Raw genomic sequence first — 20240 nt, forward strand, 5'->3', positions numbered from 1 at the left:
GATAGAATATGAAAAAGAAACGATTTCTATGGTATTTAGGTGGTTTAGTTGCACTGGTTTTTGGAATTGTACTTGACCAGTGGACAAAGTTTCTTGCGACCACATACCTGAAGGGAAAAGAAGATATTGTTCTGATCAAAAATGTATTTTGTCTTCATTATCTGGAAAATAGAGGAGCGGCATTCGGAATTTTTCAAGGACAGAAAACATTTTTTATTATTACCACCTTGCTGTTACTTTCCGCAGCACTTTACTTTTATATCCGATTGCCGTATACAAAGCGTTTTGCTGCGTTTCGCATCTGCACGGTTCTTGTGGCGGCTGGTGGAATCGGAAATATGATCGATAGACTCTGCAACAATTATGTGACAGATTTTTTCTATTTTGAATTGATTGATTTTCCAGTTTTCAATGTCGCAGATATTTATGTAGTTTTGGCAATGTGTCTGTTCTGCTATCTGGCGTTTTTCTATTTTAAAGAGGAAGATTATCAATATTTTACCTTCCGTGGGAAAAAGTCAGTGCAGGATCCAGAAGAACAGGAGTAAATTATGGAAGAAAGACGATATACCGCAGAGAGAAATGATCTGATGCGAATTGATAAATTTTTATCCGAAAAACTTCCAGATCTTTCTCGCTCTTATCTCCAAAAGCTGATCAAAGAAAAAGAAGTTCTTGTAAATGGGCAACCGGTAAAAGCAAACTATAAGCTTTCTTTGGAAGATCATATTTCAGTGACGATTCCAGAATTGAAAGAACCTGATATTCTTCCAGAACAGATTCCGCTTGATATTCTCTATGAAGATGAAGATATCCTTGTTGTGAATAAACCAAAAGGAATGGTCGTTCATCCTTCTGCAGGACATTATAGTGGAACTTTAGTCAATGCACTGATGTTTCATTGCAAAGATCAACTCTCTGGGATCAATGGCGTAATGCGCCCGGGAATTGTGCATCGTATTGACATGGATACAACTGGTTCTCTGGTTGTCTGCAAAAATGATTTTGCACATCAGTCGCTGGCTGAGCAGTTAAAAGACCATACGATTACACGGAAATATCATGCGATTGTTCACGGAGTGTTAAAGGAGGACAATGGTACTATTGATGCTCCCATCGGCAGACATCCTGTTGAGCGAAAGAAAATGAGTGTAAACTATAAGAATGGAAAGCATGCTGTCACGCACTATCGGGTATTAAAGCGTTTTGAAAAATTTACGTATGTAGAATGTCAGTTGGAGACGGGAAGAACACACCAGATTCGGGTACACATGGCAAGTATTCGTCATCCTCTTCTTGGAGATGCTATCTATGGTCCGGCAAAATCTCCAATGAAGCTTCAAGGGCAGACACTTCATGCAAAAATTCTCGGCATTATCCACCCACGTACTAGTCAGTATATGGAATTTAATGCAGAATTGCCAGATTATTTCAAACACCTGCTGGAAATTTTGTAAAGTTGTGTACATTTCATCAGATTTGATGTATAATATGTTATATATCAAATCTGATTCTCAGATGGATTTACATAAAGGAGCGTGACAGTTATGACAAAAGCAAACACAATTATTACAATCGGAAGACAGTTTGGAAGCGGTGGACATGAAATCGGTACAAAGCTTGCAGAGTATTACGGAATTAAACTGTATGACAAAGAGATGCTCGCAGTTGCAGCAAAAGAGAGCGGTATCTGCAAAGAACTCTTTGAATCACAAGATGAAAAGCCTACAAATAGCTTCCTCTACTCCTTGGTGATGGATACTTACTCTATGGGCTATCCTGCCGGTGGATATTCGGATATGCCGCTGAATCATAAAGTTTTTCTTGCTCAGTTTGACGCAATTAAAAAAATTGCAGATGAAGGACCTTGTGTGTTGGTCGGACGCTGTGCAGACTATGCATTGGAAGAGTATGATAATTGTGTGAATGTGTTTATTCATGCAGATTTGAATGCCCGGATTAGGCGTGTCGCAAGACTTTATGATCTGACAGATGCAAAGGCGAAAGACATGATCTTAAAAACAGATAAGAAACGTGCAAACTATTATAATTACTATTCTAATAAAAAATGGTCTGATGTAGACAGCTATGATTTATGTATTTCCAGTTCCGATCTTGGAGTGGACGGCGCTGTTGAAATAATCAAATCTTATATTGCAGCAAAAGAAGCATTGACGAAAGCTCCTCAGTTATAGCAGAGCCATCTGATCTTAGTTGATTGAAAAAGAGGCAGGACTTGTACAACACAAGATTCTGCCTCTTTCTATTTTATATACGTTTATTCAGATGAAAATTAACGTTTTTGTAATATTCTTTCCGGCCATCCATTGATCTTTCCGTTTAAAATTGCAGTAAACATACGCTCTTTTGCTCCTGTATGTTCTTGATTTAACTGCCTTACAAGTTCTTTGGCATATTGCCTCTTTGTATGTCCATCTACCGGACACTTACTTTTGACTACAGGAAGATCATATTTATTCTTAAATCCAATCACATCCATCTCGTCGACAAACATCATTGGTCGAATCACAGTCAGATCCATCCGGTCAAGATAAGTCTTTGGAGAGAATGAATGAAAACGTCCTTCAAAAATAAGGGAGAGTAGCATAGTTTCAATAATGTCATCTTTATGATGTGCGTATGCAACTTTATTGCATCCCATATCTTTGACAGCATCGTTTAAGGCACCTTTTCGCATCTTTGCACAGAGAGAACATGGGTTTGATTCTTTTCGTTCCTCAAAAAGGATGTGAGCAATATCCGTCCGGACAATCTTATAAGGTACCTCAAGCTGGGCACAAAGTTTTTCGATTGGCTCCAGATGAAATTCCTCATATCCGAGATCTACAGTAATTGCACTCAATTCAAATTTTTTAGGATAAAATCGTTTCAATCCATGAAGTGCATAGAGGAGTGTCAGACTGTCTTTCCCTCCGGAGATACCAACTGCAATATGGTCTCCCTCTTCAATCATTTGATACTCATCCACGGCTTTTCTCGTATAACTTAGCAGCTGCTGTAATTTCATATGTATATTCCTTTCTCGTTATTCTCTATCGATTCATTCAATATCTTATCTGATTTCCTTTTTCCTGACAAGAGAAAACTTGATTATTTTAAAAAAAGAAGCTAATATAAAAGGAAATAGTCATAAAAATTGGAGGGAAAAATATATGAAATTTATAGTACAGCGTGTATTAGAATCATCTGTTTCTGTTGATGGAGAAACAATTGGAAAAATTGGAAAAGGATATATGGTGTTGATTGGTGTCGGCAATGAAGATACAAAAGAGATTGCAGATAAAATGATTAAAAAAATGGTTGGTCTTCGGATTTTTGAGGATGAGAACGGTAAGACAAATCTTTCTCTTGCAGATGTAAAAGGATCCCTTTTGCTGATTTCTCAGTTTACACTCTATGCCAACTGCCGGAAAGGAAACCGTCCAAGTTTTATTGAAGCCGGAGCACCGGACAAAGCAGAGCAGTTGTATGAATATATTATTTCAGAATGCCAGAAACAAGTCCCGATAGTAGAACGAGGAAAATTTGGCGCTGATATGAAAGTTCAGCTAATCAATGATGGACCATTTACAATCATACTTGATTCAGAAAAATTATAAAGCAGAAGAGGAACACAGGGCATTGCACCGTTATTGATATAGTAACTGTGGCGATGCCCATTGCTTTCCTAAGTGGTTCAGCAAAAGGAGAGTGGGTCTCTCTATAACTGTAGAGTACTATTCTTCCCGCAATTTTACTGCAGAAGCTGCTTGTCTGCGCCTGCTTTCATCGATTGCTGCATAATGTTTCTTTGTTGTATTGACATCTTTATGCCCTAGAACATCAGCTACGAGATAAATATCACCGGTTTCTTTATATAAAGAGGTACCGTAAGTGCTTCGAAGTTTATGAGGTGTAATCTTTTTATTTGGTGTCACTTGCTTTGCATATTTTTTGACCATATTTTCCACTGCCTGTACCCCCATTCGCTTTCGCTGGGTAGAGAGGAAGAGGGCATTTTCATGATCTGGCAGGGGAGTAATATTTTTTCTTGTCAGTTCCAGGTAATCTCTAAGAGCTTTTTCGACTTCCCTTCCAAAATAGACAACCATTTCGTTTCCACCTTTTCTTGTAACTTTGACCCCATTATTTTTGAAATCAACATCATTGATATCCAGCCCAACACATTCTGAAACACGGATTCCTGTTCCGAGCAGGAGAGTAATGATCGCTAGATCCCGATATTTTGTTTTTTCATAATAAACTTTCTTTTGTCCTGTCAGCTGACTTCCGCATGTTTCTATATAATCAAGCAGAATTGCGACTTCATCAGTATCCAAACGTATGATCGCTTTTTCGTGGAGTTTTGGCATGTCTACGAGCAATGTCGGATTTTTCTCAATTGCCTGTCGTTTAAAGAAATATCCGTAGAAGCTTCTGAGTGCAGACATTTTTCTTGCAAGCCCTTGTCCGCTGTTTGTGATCTGTTTGTTTTCAGAAGATTCGTATACTTTCAGATATTCTAAATATTCTTCAATATCTACTGAACTTAACTGATCGAGATCTTCAAGGGTGAATTGTGTTGTGGAGCGATCGCGATACAGAGGATTGCATTCCACCAAAAAGTAGAAAAATGTTCGGATGTCATAAGCATAAGAAATTCTTGTTTTTGCAGAAGTTGTTGGCTCCATTGCGCGAAAATAATCTTTTGCAAAGGCAGGAAGTGTTGTCAGAATTTCCCTCAGCCGTAAAGTATCTTCAATAAAAGTCTGTTCGTGATAAGTTTTTATATCTTTTGCCATAGAAAAGTACCTCCTTAAAATAGTTACGAATTAACCTGATTTTGTAGGTAATTATAGCATAAGTAGACTTTTTAGTCTATATCTTTTGGAAAAATCGGTATTTGTCGTATAGATTAACTTCTCTTTTAGAAAGGCAGTTTTCTGCCTTTCAATGGATTTTTATTGTTTTGAAAAGAATCTCTCTCACATTACTTCCGGTACAGAATCATAATAAATGATTAATAGATAATCTCCCGCACATAAATCATTCAGCCACATCCCATTTAATTTCTTTACTTCCTTAATGTATCTGGCAATTGTCTTTTTATCAGAATCTTTTGCATAAGTGTCTGCAAGACTCTGTAAAGTGTCACCTTTCTGAATCTGAATACTTTTATAATACTTCCCAACAACAGGTTCTTCAGATGCATTTCCATGTGCATTGGTAAACAAAATGCTGCCAACTGCGCTGATATAAAATGCTGCTAAAATTGAAAAAGCAGAAACAATACATCTCCTTCTCATCGCTCGTTGTTTCCTGATCTTCACTGCATATGCTCTGTGCTTACTCATCTCTCCCACTTCCTCTTTCTCTTTCTGAAATCATAACGCTGTCTATTCGCTTTTTCGAACAAATGTTGCGAACAAATGTTCTTTACGCAGATTATATAACACGAACAAACGTTTGTCAATAAGGTGAACATACTTTCTAAACATTTGTTTGCTTTTTCCTTTTTCATATGATAAAATAATTGCAGAATACAAAAGGGAGGCTTTTTTATGCCACTAGGAAAGATCAGTAAAAAACAAGAAGAAATTTTAGAGTATATTAAATCGGAATTATTATCAAAAGGATATCCACCGGCAGTCCGTGAGATCTGCGAAGCAGTCCATTTGAAATCTACCTCTTCTGTTCACTCTCATCTGGAGACATTGGAGAAAAATGGTTATATTCGCCGAGACCCAACAAAACCGCGTGCAATCGAGATCATGGATGATACGTTTAATCTTACACGAAGAGAAGTCGTGAATGTGCCTGTTATCGGTCGTGTTGCTGCCGGAGCACCAATTCTTGCGGAAGAGAATATTGAAAATTATTTTCCAATCCCGATGGAATTTATGCCAAATGAAAAAACATTCCTTCTTTCTGTCAAAGGAGAAAGTATGATCAATGCGGGAATTTTAGATGGAGATTATGTACTTATTAAACAGCAGTCAAATGCTGAGAATGGAGATATGGTTGTTGCACTCGTTGAGGATGGCGCAACGGTAAAGCGATTTTTTAAAGAAGAAGGCGTTTATCGACTTCAGCCGGAGAATGATTTTATGGATCCAATCATTGTAGAAAGTGTAGAAATTCTCGGAAAAGTAATCGGTGTATTCCGGTTTATGAAATAATGTAAAATACTTCTGTCACACATTTTGATGGGGAAGAATAAAACCACTTTCGAATTTGTCCTTCCCCATTCCTATCAATTTTTTGTTCTTATATCTGTCAGCCTATTGTGCCTGCACAATTTATTTATCCGGACATAACTGTCCAAGGTAGGTAAGACTTGGCTTTACTTGTCTTTTCATTCCATTTTTTCTGTCTACTTGTATCAGCCCAAATGTCATTGTGTATCCCCTATGCCATTCAAAATTATCTAAAAGACTCCAATAGAAATATCCTTTCACCGGAATATCGTCGGCAATGCAGGAAGCAACACCGTCAGTTGCTTTTTCGATAAAAGCAATCCGTCGTGTATCATCTGCTGTGGCAATCCCATTTTCCGTCACATATAAATCACCATGAAATTGTTTAGAAACCGCTCGAATCACATGTTCTAATGCCTCTGGATAGTATTCATAATTCATTTGTGTCAGCTCAGCATGTTCCGGCGCTGGAACGATTCCGTCAGCCCCTATTCTTGAACGGCTGTAATTTTGTACTCCAAGGAAATTATCTTGTTCAATATAAGGAAGATAATGCGTAAATTCCTTCTCCCACTCTGCTTTTGCACGCTCTTCTCCTCCTGGTTGTGGCTGGATATCATGAAGAGAAAGCGTTAACCCTGTCTTCGTCTCCGGATAAAGTTCTTTAATGATATGTACCGCCTTCTGATGCGCCTTCATGACAATGAAATCTCCCTGTTCTGTACGGCTGCTGCAAAATGTCTGAGGAGTTGCGGTATAAAAGACTCTTTCATTTTCTTCAGCTCCAAGGCGTTCGTTTTCTTCCATCTTTTCAGAATCCATTCCTAACTGCACCTGCTGCCCTTCTTCTTTCCTTCGACTGGCATTTGCTTTTTCCTGCCTCTTTTGCCGTTCCATAATAGCTGCGATTTGAAGCCCCATATTTGCCTCGTTGATCGTACAGACATACTTAATCTCATTACCAAGCTTTTTCATCACATATTCGACATACTCCGCAAAATATTGTATGACATCCTCTGACTCCCAACCACCTTTTTGGATCACCCAAAGCGGGCTGGAAAAATGATGAAGAGTAACGAAAGGTTCCAGTCCCTTTTCCCTACAGCAGCGAATAACATTGCGGTAATGTTTAATCTCTGTTTCCACGAATTTCCCTTGTTCCGGTTCAATACGCGCCCATTCAATACTAAACCGATAAGCATTCAATCCAGCATCTGCCATATATTCTATGTCTTCTTGATACCGATTGTAATGGTCAACCGCGTCTAAACTTGGTTCTTGAAAAATAGAATATTTCAACTGTTCCTGTGCCCAGCAATCGCTGTAAATGTTATTTCCCTCTACTTGATGTGCAGCCGTCGCAGCACCGACAAAAAATCCTTTTTGAAATTTTCCCATAAGAAGTCCTCCTGATCATTTGCTTTTCTATTTCCTTATTATATCATGCGTATTGTACGGTGTCTTCATTATATGATATCCATCTAAGAAAACAGATTGATTATCATTACAATAGTAATTACGATATTGTTGATTCTCTTAAAAATTGCATCTGTTCATATTCCTATTAAAATATTTTTTGGTTATTTAGATTTCTTTTTCATTTTAAGAGAAAAACTATAACTCCAGATAGGAATATGTAGTCTGTTCATTTGTTCGATAAACAATGAATTGTCTATATTATCATCAAAAGTAAATATTCTTTTTTCGTCTATGTAAACCCGAAAAGCTCCGCTCTTTTTATACACACCCTTTGTGATATCTGCAAAATAATACTTTCTTACGCGGCCAAATGTAGAACGATACGTAATTTCCATATCGTTTACTTCTACTTTCCATAAACCGATATTAAAAGCTGCAATCGCCATCACTATAGAAACAAGCAGCAGAAACAGGATCGCCCACAAAGCTTCCTCTATAACAATACTATAAATCAATAAACCTGTACTGCATATTGCAAAAAAAGCAAACAGCCAACTCAGATAGATTTCTGAACGGATAACATAATGAGACAACGGTTCTCTTCCAATTTGGATTTGATTTCTAGCTTTTTTCATGAGATTTCCTTTCTCCTGTAGATTTTAAAGTTACTTTTTTAATCGGCTAATTGAATTCCACAAGCTCCAACCCGGTTTCCAGCTGGAATCCTTCTGCCCACTCTTTATCACGATAAAAAACAATCCCTTCCTGATATCCGTCGCTCGTAAAGAATAACTGTTTTTCATTTCCATAGTCTTTAATGATCTTATTCAATTCATTTGCAACATTTACATCAAACCAGTCATCATACACTTCTGCTTTCAATGTAATTTCTTGCGAAAACCTGTTTTTGCAGTTGTGGTGATAATCCATTTCCATGATCTTCTATTTCAATTATGCTTTTTCCATTTGATGTGGTGAGTCGTAGAGAAATATATTTGCCATCACCACCATGTCGAATCGCATTATCTATCAGATTTTTCAAAATGCGCTGTAATGCCTCATTATCTGTGTAGGCAAAATGGGTGTATCTGGTATCTGAATATCAACTTCAAATTGTGTCTGTTCAAGCAGATCATAATAGTCCAAAATTGTGTCTTGGCAAAGGCTTGAAACATTTTCCTCTTTCAGTTTAATGGGAAAATCGCTGGAAGTTATTTTAGACATTGTAAAATAGTTCAGGTAGTCCAGAAATGTTTTCAGATACATTTAAAGAAACGATTGTTATACAGAAAATAACAAAATGGTATTGTAATAACTGTGGGACGCAGGGGAAAGATATTGAAGTGGAATTGACGATTGTTGATAATTAGTGTATATAATGCGGATTCACAAAATATCGTAAGCTTATTAAGCTGAGAAATGTAATATGATACTAAATATGAATGGGGACTAAGGTGAAAATAAACCTTGCTCCCTTTTGACAAAACTGATAGATATTGATGATTGGACGTAAAATGAATTTACTTATTCCGGCTAAAATACATTTCAAACAATAATCCAAGTCCAGAAATGGCAGATAATATTACTCCTGCTGTGTACCAGTTTATTTCACTCGCTAAAAATCTGCTAAATTCCGAAGCCCCTAAAATCATGACTATTCCAACAATGAATAAAATAATCCATATTTTTCTTTTAGCCATTATGAAAACCTCCTTTGATTTTTCTGAATTCAAAGTTTATTCCTCGAAAACTCTTAAACAAACGAAGCATAAATAATATAAATTTCAGCAATTAAAACAAATCCAAGAACTCCATCTGTCATCAAATTATATTGTGTATCTGTTAAAAATACCTTTGAATGTGTTAAGATATACTTTATTTTTTCTTTTCCAGTTAAAATCGTAATCATAAGTAGTAAAATAGGAAACAGAAAAATTTCTATCTTATTTCCAAAACCATCTGGTATTCCATTTGCAAAGTGCATAGGGATAATTTGAGGTAAGAAAAAAACTCCTACTAATGCTAATAAAATACCAATACTACAAATTCCCCATGTTAATTTTCTACTTCCTACAAATTTCATAAAAATGCCTTCTTTCCGCCAAATTATAATGTTTTGCTTTTCATGTCCACATTATAACATTCTCATGTCAGTACTACAATAAAATTTTGTGCACCGATCATCTTACAAATTCTAATTTTTTGATTTATTTTTCAATTTATTTGCAAAAAGCATTCTTAGTGCCTTAAGGATTAAAAGGACTCCGATTACTCCGAAAATAATTCGATTTAGATTTTCTTTGAGGAAGTCTAGCGGATTTAAGGCACAATACAATAAAAAAGTGCCGATTAACACCATCAGAATACTTCCTAAAATATCTGCTATTTTCCCCGATATTGTTACTTTCTTTTCCCAAAACTTTATTAACATAGTTTCAAACTTTATTTTCATAGTTCAACCACCTTCGTAAAAGATAAATTCTGTTTTGTTGCTTACATTATACTTCATCAACCTAAAGAATGGAAGATGTTTTCTTGCTCCCTAAAACAAAAGTACCTGTTATTTTCAAAACGAAAACAGCAAGTGCCTTAAAGTTCTATATTCAATTTGGGGTGCAAAAAAGCAGGAGACCTTTTCTGATATGCTCCCTTTATGAGAGACAGTGAAAAAACAAACTGTCATCATGAAGGGAGCAATTCTATGTCACAAAAAGGTAAACTAAACACAGAAGAAAAAGTCGAGATTATCAAGAAGTACCGGCAAGGGGAAATAAGCTTAGTTCAGGCGGCCCGGGATGCAGGAGTTGGGACAACGACGATTTATAGATGGAGTGCACGGTATGAGACAGAAGGGGCGGCTGGATTTTTACCATATCGGAAAAATCGTGTCTATCCGCCAGAACTAAAGTTAAAGGCGGTGCTGGAATACTTATCCGGGGCGGGAAGTCTCGAAGAAATCAGCAAAAAATATAAGTTGCGAAATGATCGTCAACTCAGCAACTGGATAAAGGTGTATAATGCTCATGGAGATTTCAACTCTACAAAGTTTTCTGGAGGAGGAAGTTACATGAAGCAAGGACGAGAAACCACATTTGAGGAACGAGTTCAAATCGTCAGGGAATGTATCGCTATAGGGAAAAACTACGGAGAAATAGCCTTAAAATACCAGGTAAGCTACCAACAAGTTCGTACTTGGACACTTCGTTTTGAACAGATGGGAGAAGCAGGATTACAAGACCGGCGTGGACAGCGCAAGAAGGACCAAACTCCCCGTACCGAGCTGGAACAGGCACAAATTGAGATTGAGCAACTCAAACATAAACTGTATCTGGCGGAAATGGAGAATGCACTGTTAAAAAAATTGGATGAAGTAGAGAGGAGGGATGCCTTTCAGAAGTAAGACAACGACATACTTATATAGCCATTCGAGAGTGTCACGAAGAACAAGGGTTTGCTATTGAGACAGCCTGTGACCTTCTCCATGTATCCCGTTCTGCTTACTACAAATGGGCTTCCGGAAAGCTAAGCCACAGAGTAAAGGAGAACGAACAGTTGGCCGACAAGATTGAGAAAATCCATTCAGAAAGTCCAGATAAAGGTTACCGGAGATTGAATGACGATTTGCGTCATGACCATGGTATCTATGTCAATGACAAGAGGGTGCTACGCATCTGCCGGGCCAAAGATATAAGATCCACTGTGAAGTACAATAACCGCGGCTGCACAAGACGGGCAAAGAACCCTCAGTATCTTGCTGAAAATCTGCTGAATCGCCAATTCTATGCGGAGAAGCCGAATGAGAAATGGCTTACTGATGTGACAGAGTTCAAATGGTATGATGGCATGGAAGTACATAAACTCTATCTAAGTGCCATTCTGGATCTTTGTGACCGGCGCATCGTGTCCTATGTGATCAGTGAGCGCAATGATAATCCACTCGTTTACAAAACCTTTGACAAAGCTGTTAAGGCGAATCCAGATGCCCACCCGCTGTTCCACAGCGATAGAGGTTTCCAATACACAGGCAGAGCCTTCCACCATAAACTCGTACAGGCTGGAATGACTCAGAGTATGTCCCGTGTGGCTCACTGCATTGACAATGGACCTATGGAAGGATTCTGGGGCATTTTGAAACGGGAACGCTATTACGGCAAGCGTTTCACCAGCAAACAGGAACTCGTGCAAATGATTGAGTGCTACATCCGTTATTACAACACCAGAAGAGTCCAGCGTAACTTGGGCGTACTGACGCCGATAGAAAAACACAAGTTGTGCCTTGCTGCATAAAAAGCGGCCAGCAACATTTAGCTGCTGGCCGGGAAAATTTTATATTTTTTCTCTGTCCTCTTGACGGGGAGCAGTTCAGAAAAGGTATCCTGCTTTTTTGCACCCAAAATTGAATATGGAATGCTAAGGTACTTGCTATTTTCACTTTGAAAATGACAGGTGCTTTTGCTTTAGGGGGCAAAAATATCTTTCATTCTTTAGCTTGATGAAGTATAATGAAGAAAAGTTATTTTCTATTCGGCACTTTAATATATGCGATGAAATATATTGATTGTTTGTCCGCAAAGTTTTCAAAACAGGGGAGGATATTATGAGTACTGATAGATTATCACTATACTGGCTATACTTTGTCATAATGAGTATTTGTGCCATAGTTTGTGCCTTTCTTGCTATTTCTAAATTAAAAATAGTTAAGTGGGAATTTTTTTATCCTAAGCAACAAAAATGGGCACAGAAACATGAGAGGAAGCTTAATATTATAGTAAAAAAGTTCTTCTTATTAATAAGTATAATTTACTGTTTGATAGGAACATTACCTTCTTGTTTAGATTTGCCGTATGTTTTAACTGCAAACTATAAGGAAGTTCAAGGTGTAATTGTTAAAAAAAATGGAATGCTAATATATCTTGAAAATGGAAGAAATTATAAAGTTGGTAAGGTGGATTGGTGCGAAACTGGCGATAGTGTTCAATTAGTCTACTTACCATTTACCAGATATGCAACTATTACAAATATAGTGGAAATTGAATGATTTGTCATCAGTGATTATAGTGGCACAGATTAGCACAAAAATTCCAAATCCTTTTATAGCCGGAATGGTATATTGGTTATTTCTGATATTAGTTGTCGGAATATGTGTGGCAGGGACAGGGATACTGGCGATACTGATAGAAATAAAGGTTATAGAATTATATAAGAAAAACTGTTGGGATGTTATTACTCTACTGATGATACTGACAAGTACTGATGTCATCATTTATTTTGGAGAAGCAATTAAAAAAGCACTTTCCGTAAATCTTCTATTGCTTTTCGTACTTTCGCAGGGAGTATATCTTGGAATTAGATGTTATTTGAAAAATCGGTTAGGTACCAAGCAATATTGGTGAAAACATGCTAAAAAACGTATAATAGCAGGGGATAAAACATCGTCCCCTACTATTATATAAACAGCGAAGTTTTGCCCATCTCTCTCTTTTGAAAGATTCGCTACTTGTGGAACCGAGATATAAGGTTTCGCCTGTGTTCTTTGGTGTATCACTACCACATTTCTCTGTACCGATGTAATCTTTCTGCATACGGAAGCAAGAGATACAATATTCCTTATTTTAAAACATAATTACAATTCCTGTTTGACAAGAACGATCATCATAGAAGGATTGTATTTGTCCCCACTCATAATAATATTCGACACCTGTCATACTCTTTTTACTGGGAGTACCTAAGCATTTCCTTAAAAACCTATTAATATCCCCCTATTTTTAACATATCTTCCTTTAGCTCATCCTTTATTTGGATAATCTCCATACTTACTATAAAAACAACATAGCCTTCACACACTACAACGGTAACTATTTTTGCCCATAGCACATCTGGAACAAACATGTTCCAAGCTATAAAAGGAAGCAAAGCTACTCCTACCGCAGTCACCAGTAGAAGCACCCTCCAAATATAATTTTTCTTTCTTTTTCCTTCATTAGTTAAATTTTCATCATAATAAAGATGACCTGGGGCTTCGAATGAGTTTAATAGAAATTCCTTTAAAAATGACACCAGAACCGCTCCCCAAAAAGATTTCTTTTGTTCCTTCATATTACCCAATCTCCTCTGCTATATGATTATTTTTCATTCTATTTTTTACTTGACTTATACATTAGCAAGATTTTTAGTTATTCTTCTAACAATATTTTTATCCCCGCTTTTTCTGCTTTATGCGAAAAGTCAACAGCAAATCCCCATCCCATCTCTGCAAATTGCCATTTCTTCGTTTTTTTGTGATTTTATAGATTTCAACTGTAGACACTTTATTTAATTCAGGATATAACTTCTTAAGTGTAAGTATTGGTTTATTTCTGCTTATTTTTTCATTCCATATAATTGTTAATTTAACCTGTTTTCTTTCAAAAAAACCCACCTTACATAAATCTGCATAGCAGGCTTCTGGTATTGATATATCATTGTTTTTTAACATTTTTCTCCTTTATTTAATTTTATAAAAAACTTCTAAGCCCTATTAAAAGAAATATGAAGCCTATTAGAGGAACAGGTATCATACAAATGAGAAACACATTAAATTTTTTCCTTGCTTCATCAGTATTTTCTTCTTTTGTTACTTTTGCTTTTTTCATAACTATAAAAGGGAATATCAGTAATAATAATCCTCCAACTACTGCTAACAATATTTTCATCTTATATATTCCTTCCTTATCTTTGAATAAATATTAATCATGTATCGTACTATATTCCAATCCTAATGCACTTTTTCTTCTACAAATTCTTTTACTATCGCCTATTGATGTATTTTCATATTCACTGTTTGAAACAGTATATATTTCTCTTTTACCATTACAACTTACATATAACTCTCTATCTCTAGTTTTACCACTGCTAATCTTTTTGTCTGTTACAATTGCAATTTCATGAGTTGCCCCATCAAATGTAAATAAAAAATTTATTGGGAAGGTAATTGTAAATGCGATTATAAAAGCAGCAAATACAACTGAAAGTTTACGTCCAAATTTCTGTGGTACATCTGTTTTTAAAGATTTAATAATAAATGGCAGTGCAAGTAAAGCAGTAATAATTGCCGTAATCTTCATATAGTTTCCAAATTCATAATTAAAGAGTTTACTCGTATTCAGGGATAAAAGCATTGCTATTGCTGCACCCATAAATGGTAATTGATACGCCAGTTCTTGTCCTTTTTTTGTGGTGACTTCTATAAATATATATGGATAATATTTTATATACACTGCATATGTAATCATCAAAACCATTATAAATATAACTAACATTGTTTTGCCACCAATAAAAAATGCTACCGCATCAGCAATTATTAGAATCCAACCTAAAGCTTTTAAAAATTGCTTTGTTTTTTTACGCTTTTCTTTTTCTATTGTTTTTGACATATTTTTGATAGTTGTATTCTCATTACATATAGATTTATAGAAATTCTTTTCTATCCAGTTTAAAGCAGGTACATACTTTGATACATCTTTGTTCTGTTCAACTAACTCACCAAAATCCACAAGATCTATTTCATGTTTTATAAGTGTATCATATAAAATATCATAATTTACATACATTTGCTCCAGAGTAACAAGTCTATTGTACATCTTATCAATTAATACGACATCTGTTCTACCATTTAATGGAATCATTAAAATACAACGAATATCATTATATTTTATATGTTGAGTTTTCTTAACCAGATAGCTAAATACAATTTCATCTTCATTTACTACAATTATTTGTTTCTTGTATGCCAAAATTAAAGCAATACCTAAAAATACAAAAGGCATAAAACATATCGCAACCCCCATATTTCCTGTAACAAATGTTACCAGTACGATTATTAAAAAAAGAACTGTTGTTACTATTCCTAAATTTTTTACAAATTTACTTAATCTAATGACATTATCCATAAACTCAATCTCCCTATATGATTCACATTTTTCATTTTTTACGCTCTAATTTCTTCTTATCCTTTTTTATTTCTGCAATCTTTACTTGCAGCCAGTCCACATTTCTATTTCGGGCAGAAATTTTAGCGATTTTTTTCTGATTTTTGTATAAAATAAGAGTTTCTCCAAATAAATTCTTTTTTCTTTTCACCTGGGTAATATCCGTTAATCTGATTTTACAGTTCTTCCTTAAAAATCCATTTCTATATAACCATCCATCCCTGACAATTGTTTTGTCCATTAAAAAATAGAAAAATATACCTCCCGGTACAAGAGAGAATAAAAGGAAAACAAAAGCTGTTTCTTTTGCATTTGATACAAGTATCACACTATTGTAAACCAAATATAAAAAGAAAATGCCCGGCAGAACATAGTGGCTTTCTTTTGGTCTTATGATGCACTCTTTATCTCTACAGCCCAACCATGTTTCTTGTGAAATTTTATGCTTAGACAGACTATTTTCAAACAATGATGTGCTTATGTTTTCATCAAATTTGAATATTTTTTTGTCCCCTGCATATATTTCCAATGTACCATTTTCTTTATCTACACTTCTTGTTATATCTGAAAATTTATAATATTTTTTTCCAAAAAGCGACCGGTATTCAATTACATCATGATTTACCTTGACTCTCCACAGGAACAAATGCAGGGTACAGATTCCAGAAAAAGCAATCAATATTCCATATGCCACTATAACAGAAAAATCCGCCTGTCCGTCTATAAAACCATACAAAAGTAATCCTGAGAAAAATATAGTTCCAACTAAAAATAAAATTCCCAGCCATCCTTCTTCTTGGATGCTATAATTATTTTCATCTATATTCTTTTCTTCCAACTGTTCTAAAGTTTTTAATTCACGATTTATCTTTTTTATTTTTATTGCCCTGATAACCAACAGAGCCGCAACCCAAGGAATGATTGATAGGATTCTTTTCATAAAAATATTCATTTTTCAACCCCCCCATTTTTTGACAGCAAAATACTTTACCAGGTGAAAAACTCCTAAGATAGAACCCAAAGAACAAAAATAGAAACAAAGGCTTGCAATTCTAATCATGGCTGTATATTCAACGCTGCTACTAAGTACTTTTGCCACACCCATTCCAAGCAATACAAAACTAGTAATACACCATCCTCCAGCCAGCTTTTTGGAAGAAGATGGATTGTAGATATCTTTTTTAATCAAAGTTATTATAAGAAAAATGTATGCAGCGATTACCAGTATGTAAATGATAACGAGTATGGTTAGATACCTCTTATAATATTCTTCTTTCATAGTTGTCAGCATGAGGATAGTTGCTGCCCAACAGAACAAAATAGAAAACGTCAGACTTTGTATTCCAATGATCCAAAAAACCTTTTTCCCTGTCACTTCTGTTCTTGAAAAACTAAGAATCACGAATCCAAGATAAACAATAACTAAAAATACTTTTGAAAAAAACGGTGATGGAGCTGATTCAGATAAAAAGAAAAATAAAAATACTAGAAACAAGATTGCTCCATCTAATTTGTAGATTTCTTTCGGCTTAATCACATCTTCTATACCGTATAGTAAAAAACTTTTTGTTTGTTCATTAATCTTTTTCATTCTCGTTTTCCCCTATCATTTCTTTATTCTTCCTCTACGGATATTTCCACATTTGCATGAAGCACCTTTTCCAGATATAATAAAACAAGCCGTCGCCCTTCTTCACATTTTCCTATCTTAGAAATATTCCTATACAGCAGATATAATGGAAACATAAATAAAATCAGACATTCTGTTAAAATCAATAAATCTCCCTGAGAAAAAAACAATGCAAATAAAATCACTATGAGCAGAAAAAATAGTGCAGCTTTTTTTATGTATGGCAAAAGCACAAACGTACCTTCCAGCATTACATCTCCCTCATAGCTTTTTATATGTGTCTGGAGCATTTCCCAGCCACCGCCTGTCATACTTCCTGCTGCATATCCGATACATAAGGTATTATCCTCTTCTTTGTAGGCTGCAAGTGCCATATCTCTATAAGCCTGGTTTGAAATACATAATGGTTTTGTAGTCTTCTTAATCTGTTCCAATAAATGTTCTTTGGAATAAGGAAAATATATTTTATAATATTCTTGCATACGTTATCCTTTCTCATAAAAAGGTTTTCTAAAGTTCAATACAATACAAATTTTTTTACATTAGTTTCCATCGTTTATAAGCTGAACCCTTTCCATAGAGATATTGTATTCTTTGCAAAAGCTGTTTATTGTCCAATTATTAAAGAGAAGAAAACTTTTCGTCACATAAATATCTGCTTTTGAATTATGTATCAAATTGAAAATACTTTTTATATCATAACAGTTAAAACTGTAGGCAGGAGACATTCCTATCTGCCCATTGCTTATATTGATATCATATATTTTTTGTATAACACTTGGATATGCCAAATAAATTGTAATATTGCATATATATTTTTTCTTCCCATTTTCTTTTATGTATAGGTATGGCTCTCCCAGTCCAATATCATATATTCCTTTAGGTCTGGAGGATAGTGTAAAAACTAATGAATGGATATCCGCATACAAAATTTCTCGTTCCCTAAATCCATATGTTATTTTTTGATCGAATAGTTTATAAGTACGTTGTTTTATAAAGTAATAAAACAATAATAAAAAAATCACAAAAAGTATGGTAAAAATCAGTGCTTTTTGAAAACTCACTTTAAAATCAAAGGAAAACAAAAGTTCGGTTAAACAAAACGATATTGCTGAACAACTAATAATACTAACTATAATGTTGAACCAAGCATTAAATTTTCCATTTCCAAAGATATAATCATAACTTTTATTCTTCATTATAACCTCGTATATTTTTTAATATAGAAAAACTGCATCACAATATCGAACCAAAATATAAAAATCAATTTTATCTCTTTATCATAATTATATACATCAACTAACCACATTGTAAAGCAAAAAGCAAGCCATTTTCAGACTTGCTTTCCACCAGATTACTGGGCCTTATTGCCAAATCATCTCCTTATTCAAAATTCCCTTTTCACACTCTTGTATAGTATTTATTTTGCTACCCATTCCATCTGTTTATCTGCCTTCAACTCTTCCTTAATCCCCTGTGTCTATTTCATTTGCTCTACAATTGACTCTTATTCCAGTGATTATATAAAAACCATAACCAATACAAAATATGGAAACGGTGCTTCTAACTATACCGCTAAAGCCTTTCGCCATTATCCCAAAAATAATACTCCATCAGAAAAATAGAGCCATCAGGCATAAAGAAACCTCGGAAACCCTTGTAAAATAGGCATCCGAGGTTTTCTATCCGTTATTCTTGTTCTATAATTCAAGTGAATCTTCTGCATCCACCCACATCTGTAAATTGCCATCAAGATATAATCTTGCATATTCTAAAGGCTCATCCACAGCCAATGGAGTAAACGCACATTCTGATCCATATGTAGTTTTTAAATCTTTTTCAGCTTCCCAGCAATCAATGCGAAGCATTTATCTCCGTTTTCTTTTAATAATCAGTTATAGAGTTAAATATCGAAAACATTTCAATCAGTTCACCATGTCGTTATTGTTATACTGTGTTATGAAATTTTCTTTCCCTTATTTTTTCCCATATTAAGATTCATGAAAGCTATTGGGAGAATATAACACAAGGGAAAGAGTAAGGGAAAGCTCACTTGCTACAAACTTAGTATTTTCAAGGGTTTGCGAAGAATTTGATAATCAAATATAACAGTTATTAAATTTCCTAAAATAAGTGCAATATCAACTGAAAGTTTTCGATTTATCCGATTCTATTGAATATTTTTAAGAAAGCTTTCTATCAAATCATTTATCAGTTCTGGATTGTCAGTGTTGGAATTGTGTCCAGCACCCTCGACCCACTTCAAAGGAATCTGCGTGTCTTGGTGCCATGCCTTATTATACCGGATACAAGAACCCGCATGATCCTGCATACCACATATCAACAAAGCCGGACATTTAATTTCATATTGTAGATTTTTTTCCATTGCTTCGGCTAAAATGCGATAGCCATGCCCTGCAATCTGCGCATAACGTTTTTGGTCTCCATCATATACCGACATCATTTTGCGCATCAAGTCTCTTCCATAATGGGAAGTCGCTACACCGTTTGAACCTGACTTCAAAAGCAGTTTCCAAGGATAGTGATAATATACGGGCTCCATTCTTTTCAAAAGCCAGATTTCAAAGCCGGTTACATATTTTCTTTGCAATGGTGCAGAGTCAATGGAAACAAAACCCGACAATTGATCAGGATAAAGCTGCGCATAAGTTTGTCCTACGTATCCACCCATAGATTGACCGACAATAACAGGGTTTGTGATTTTTTCCCGTTTAAAAATTTCTTTCAGCCATTTTGCTTTATCGAACAAATCAAAATTAAATTTAAATGGCCACGAGGATGCGTGTGCAGGTGCATCCCATACAAAAATGTTATATTTTCCATCAAAATATTCCATTTGTCTTTCAAATAATCTATGATCAGCCGTCAGTCCCGGAAGAAAAGCAAGCGTAATTGCATTAGGCGTTGTAATACTCGACCAATAGTGAATCGTTCCACAAGAAGTTCGATATGTATTTTCTTTCAATGCGTTCACCTTCCCAAATTTGATAAGCTCCTCTAAGAGAT

The 20240-nt window shown here is 35.3% G+C and carries 27 protein-coding genes and 2 pseudogenes; 9 read left to right on the plus strand and 20 right to left on the minus strand.

Annotation, left to right across the window (positions count from 1 at the left end; genetic code table 11):
- Window positions 1-8 precede the first annotated feature (8 nt).
- The 3 genes from lspA to ACGG81_RS07220 all read left to right on the plus strand — a co-directional run bounded on the left by lspA (window position 9) and on the right by ACGG81_RS07220 (window position 2195).
- A complete protein-coding gene (gene lspA / locus ACGG81_RS07210; RefSeq protein ID WP_008975714.1) occupies window positions 9-548 on the plus strand; it encodes a signal peptidase II in 540 nt (179 codons plus the stop codon).
- A gap of 3 nt (window positions 549-551) precedes the next feature.
- A complete protein-coding gene (locus ACGG81_RS07215) occupies window positions 552-1457 on the plus strand; it encodes an RluA family pseudouridine synthase (RefSeq protein ID WP_317344301.1) in 906 nt (301 codons plus the stop codon).
- Between the two features lie 90 nt (window positions 1458-1547).
- The gene (locus tag ACGG81_RS07220; protein ID WP_270457031.1) at window positions 1548-2195 is read left to right on the plus strand and encodes an AAA family ATPase; all 648 of its coding nucleotides are present in this window, start codon (window positions 1548-1550) and stop codon (window positions 2193-2195) included.
- Between the two features lie 98 nt (window positions 2196-2293).
- On the opposite strand, the gene ACGG81_RS07225 is transcribed toward ACGG81_RS07220, so the two are convergent.
- Window positions 2294-3028, minus strand: a complete 735-nt coding sequence (locus ACGG81_RS07225) for a tRNA 2-thiocytidine(32) synthetase TtcA (protein ID WP_009261858.1) — start codon at window positions 3026-3028, stop codon at window positions 2294-2296.
- A 145-nt stretch (window positions 3029-3173) separates the two neighbouring features.
- Here ACGG81_RS07225 and dtd point away from each other — a divergent pair, with 145 nt between their 5' ends.
- On the plus strand, window positions 3174-3620 hold the full coding sequence (gene dtd, locus ACGG81_RS07230) for a D-aminoacyl-tRNA deacylase (RefSeq protein ID WP_008975710.1): 447 nt from the start codon (window positions 3174-3176) through the stop codon (window positions 3618-3620).
- Between the two features lie 117 nt (window positions 3621-3737).
- Here the strand turns inward: dtd and ACGG81_RS07235 are convergent, their stop codons facing one another.
- Together ACGG81_RS07235 and ACGG81_RS07240 are read right to left on the minus strand one after the other, a co-directional pair.
- On the minus strand, window positions 3738-4802 hold the full coding sequence (locus tag ACGG81_RS07235; RefSeq protein WP_390107570.1) for a tyrosine-type recombinase/integrase: 1065 nt from the start codon (window positions 4800-4802) through the stop codon (window positions 3738-3740).
- A gap of 183 nt (window positions 4803-4985) precedes the next feature.
- Entirely contained in the window at window positions 4986-5354 is a 369-nt protein-coding gene (locus ACGG81_RS07240; RefSeq protein ID WP_390107572.1) for a hypothetical protein, read from the minus strand.
- A gap of 207 nt (window positions 5355-5561) precedes the next feature.
- Here ACGG81_RS07240 and lexA point away from each other — a divergent pair, with 207 nt between their 5' ends.
- The gene (lexA, locus tag ACGG81_RS07245) at window positions 5562-6179 is read left to right on the plus strand and encodes a transcriptional repressor LexA (protein ID WP_008975707.1); all 618 of its coding nucleotides are present in this window, start codon (window positions 5562-5564) and stop codon (window positions 6177-6179) included.
- Between the two features lie 120 nt (window positions 6180-6299).
- Here the strand turns inward: lexA and ACGG81_RS07250 are convergent, their stop codons facing one another.
- The 7 genes from ACGG81_RS07250 to ACGG81_RS07280 form a co-directional block, all read right to left on the minus strand.
- Window positions 6300-7595: a glycoside hydrolase family 1 protein gene (locus ACGG81_RS07250; RefSeq protein ID WP_390107575.1), complete on the minus strand. Its 1296-nt coding sequence runs from the start codon at window positions 7593-7595 to the stop codon at window positions 6300-6302.
- A gap of 182 nt (window positions 7596-7777) precedes the next feature.
- A complete protein-coding gene (locus ACGG81_RS07255; RefSeq protein WP_016438942.1) occupies window positions 7778-8251 on the minus strand; it encodes a DUF6560 family protein in 474 nt (157 codons plus the stop codon).
- Window positions 8252-8297: 46 nt separating this feature from the next.
- Window positions 8298-8546 (minus strand): hypothetical protein, encoded by a 249-nt coding sequence (locus tag ACGG81_RS07260; protein WP_009261863.1) that lies wholly within the window; start codon window positions 8544-8546, stop codon window positions 8298-8300.
- The gene (locus ACGG81_RS07265) at window positions 8479-8658 is read right to left on the minus strand and encodes a sensor histidine kinase (RefSeq protein ID WP_390107579.1); all 180 of its coding nucleotides are present in this window, start codon (window positions 8656-8658) and stop codon (window positions 8479-8481) included. The genes ACGG81_RS07260 and ACGG81_RS07265 overlap by 68 nt, the downstream gene beginning before the upstream one ends.
- Window positions 8659-9136: 478 nt before the next feature.
- Window positions 9137-9316, minus strand: coding sequence for a hypothetical protein (locus ACGG81_RS07270; protein WP_009261865.1), 180 nt, complete (start codon window positions 9314-9316; stop codon window positions 9137-9139).
- A gap of 53 nt (window positions 9317-9369) precedes the next feature.
- Entirely contained in the window at window positions 9370-9699 is a 330-nt protein-coding gene (locus ACGG81_RS07275) for a DUF1648 domain-containing protein (protein ID WP_009261866.1), read from the minus strand.
- A 111-nt stretch (window positions 9700-9810) separates the two neighbouring features.
- On the minus strand, window positions 9811-10068 hold the full coding sequence (locus ACGG81_RS07280; RefSeq protein WP_009261867.1) for a hypothetical protein: 258 nt from the start codon (window positions 10066-10068) through the stop codon (window positions 9811-9813).
- Window positions 10069-10317: 249 nt separating this feature from the next.
- On the opposite strand from ACGG81_RS07280, the gene ACGG81_RS07285 reads away from it, so the two are divergent.
- From ACGG81_RS07285 to ACGG81_RS07300, 4 genes and pseudogenes are all read left to right on the plus strand, one after another.
- Window positions 10318-11016, plus strand: a complete 699-nt coding sequence (locus ACGG81_RS07285; RefSeq protein WP_390107583.1) for a helix-turn-helix domain-containing protein — start codon at window positions 10318-10320, stop codon at window positions 11014-11016.
- Window positions 11017-11033: 17 nt separating this feature from the next.
- On the plus strand, window positions 11034-11903 hold the full coding sequence (locus ACGG81_RS07290; protein WP_390110362.1) for an IS3 family transposase: 870 nt from the start codon (window positions 11034-11036) through the stop codon (window positions 11901-11903).
- A gap of 310 nt (window positions 11904-12213) precedes the next feature.
- On the plus strand, window positions 12214-12654 hold the full coding sequence (locus tag ACGG81_RS07295) for a hypothetical protein (RefSeq protein ID WP_009261882.1): 441 nt from the start codon (window positions 12214-12216) through the stop codon (window positions 12652-12654).
- A gap of 19 nt (window positions 12655-12673) precedes the next feature.
- A pseudogene (locus tag ACGG81_RS07300) lies at window positions 12674-13009 on the plus strand (DUF6040 family protein); the annotation flags it as partial.
- Window positions 13010-13364: 355 nt separating this feature from the next.
- On the opposite strand, the gene ACGG81_RS07305 reads toward ACGG81_RS07300, so the two are convergent.
- From ACGG81_RS07305 to ACGG81_RS07350, 10 genes and pseudogenes are all read right to left on the minus strand, one after another.
- Window positions 13365-13712: a hypothetical protein gene (locus ACGG81_RS07305; RefSeq protein ID WP_390107585.1), complete on the minus strand. Its 348-nt coding sequence runs from the start codon at window positions 13710-13712 to the stop codon at window positions 13365-13367.
- A gap of 97 nt (window positions 13713-13809) precedes the next feature.
- Window positions 13810-14091, minus strand: coding sequence for a hypothetical protein (locus tag ACGG81_RS07310; RefSeq protein ID WP_390107588.1), 282 nt, complete (start codon window positions 14089-14091; stop codon window positions 13810-13812).
- A 19-nt stretch (window positions 14092-14110) separates the two neighbouring features.
- The gene (locus tag ACGG81_RS07315; protein ID WP_005334773.1) at window positions 14111-14308 is read right to left on the minus strand and encodes a hypothetical protein; all 198 of its coding nucleotides are present in this window, start codon (window positions 14306-14308) and stop codon (window positions 14111-14113) included.
- Window positions 14309-14341: 33 nt separating this feature from the next.
- Entirely contained in the window at window positions 14342-15544 is a 1203-nt protein-coding gene (locus tag ACGG81_RS07320; RefSeq protein WP_390107593.1) for a hypothetical protein, read from the minus strand.
- Window positions 15545-15575: 31 nt separating this feature from the next.
- Window positions 15576-16535: a DUF6560 family protein gene (locus tag ACGG81_RS07325; protein ID WP_270602533.1), complete on the minus strand. Its 960-nt coding sequence runs from the start codon at window positions 16533-16535 to the stop codon at window positions 15576-15578.
- 3 nt (window positions 16536-16538) lie between these two features.
- The gene (locus ACGG81_RS07330; protein ID WP_390107595.1) at window positions 16539-17174 is read right to left on the minus strand and encodes a hypothetical protein; all 636 of its coding nucleotides are present in this window, start codon (window positions 17172-17174) and stop codon (window positions 16539-16541) included.
- A gap of 23 nt (window positions 17175-17197) precedes the next feature.
- Window positions 17198-17695: a hypothetical protein gene (locus tag ACGG81_RS07335; RefSeq protein ID WP_009261889.1), complete on the minus strand. Its 498-nt coding sequence runs from the start codon at window positions 17693-17695 to the stop codon at window positions 17198-17200.
- A 60-nt stretch (window positions 17696-17755) separates the two neighbouring features.
- Window positions 17756-18412, minus strand: coding sequence for a hypothetical protein (locus ACGG81_RS07340; protein WP_009261890.1), 657 nt, complete (start codon window positions 18410-18412; stop codon window positions 17756-17758).
- Between the two features lie 501 nt (window positions 18413-18913).
- Window positions 18914-19081 (minus strand): annotated as a pseudogene (locus ACGG81_RS07345) (DUF6061 family protein); the annotation flags it as partial.
- Window positions 19082-19383: 302 nt separating this feature from the next.
- Entirely contained in the window at window positions 19384-20199 is an 816-nt protein-coding gene (locus ACGG81_RS07350; protein WP_320852343.1) for an alpha/beta hydrolase, read from the minus strand.
- Window positions 20200-20240: the final 41 nt, after the last annotated feature.

Source organism: Faecalimonas umbilicata (assembly GCF_042846195.1).
Lineage (GTDB): Bacteria > Bacillota > Clostridia > Lachnospirales > Lachnospiraceae > Faecalimonas > Faecalimonas umbilicata.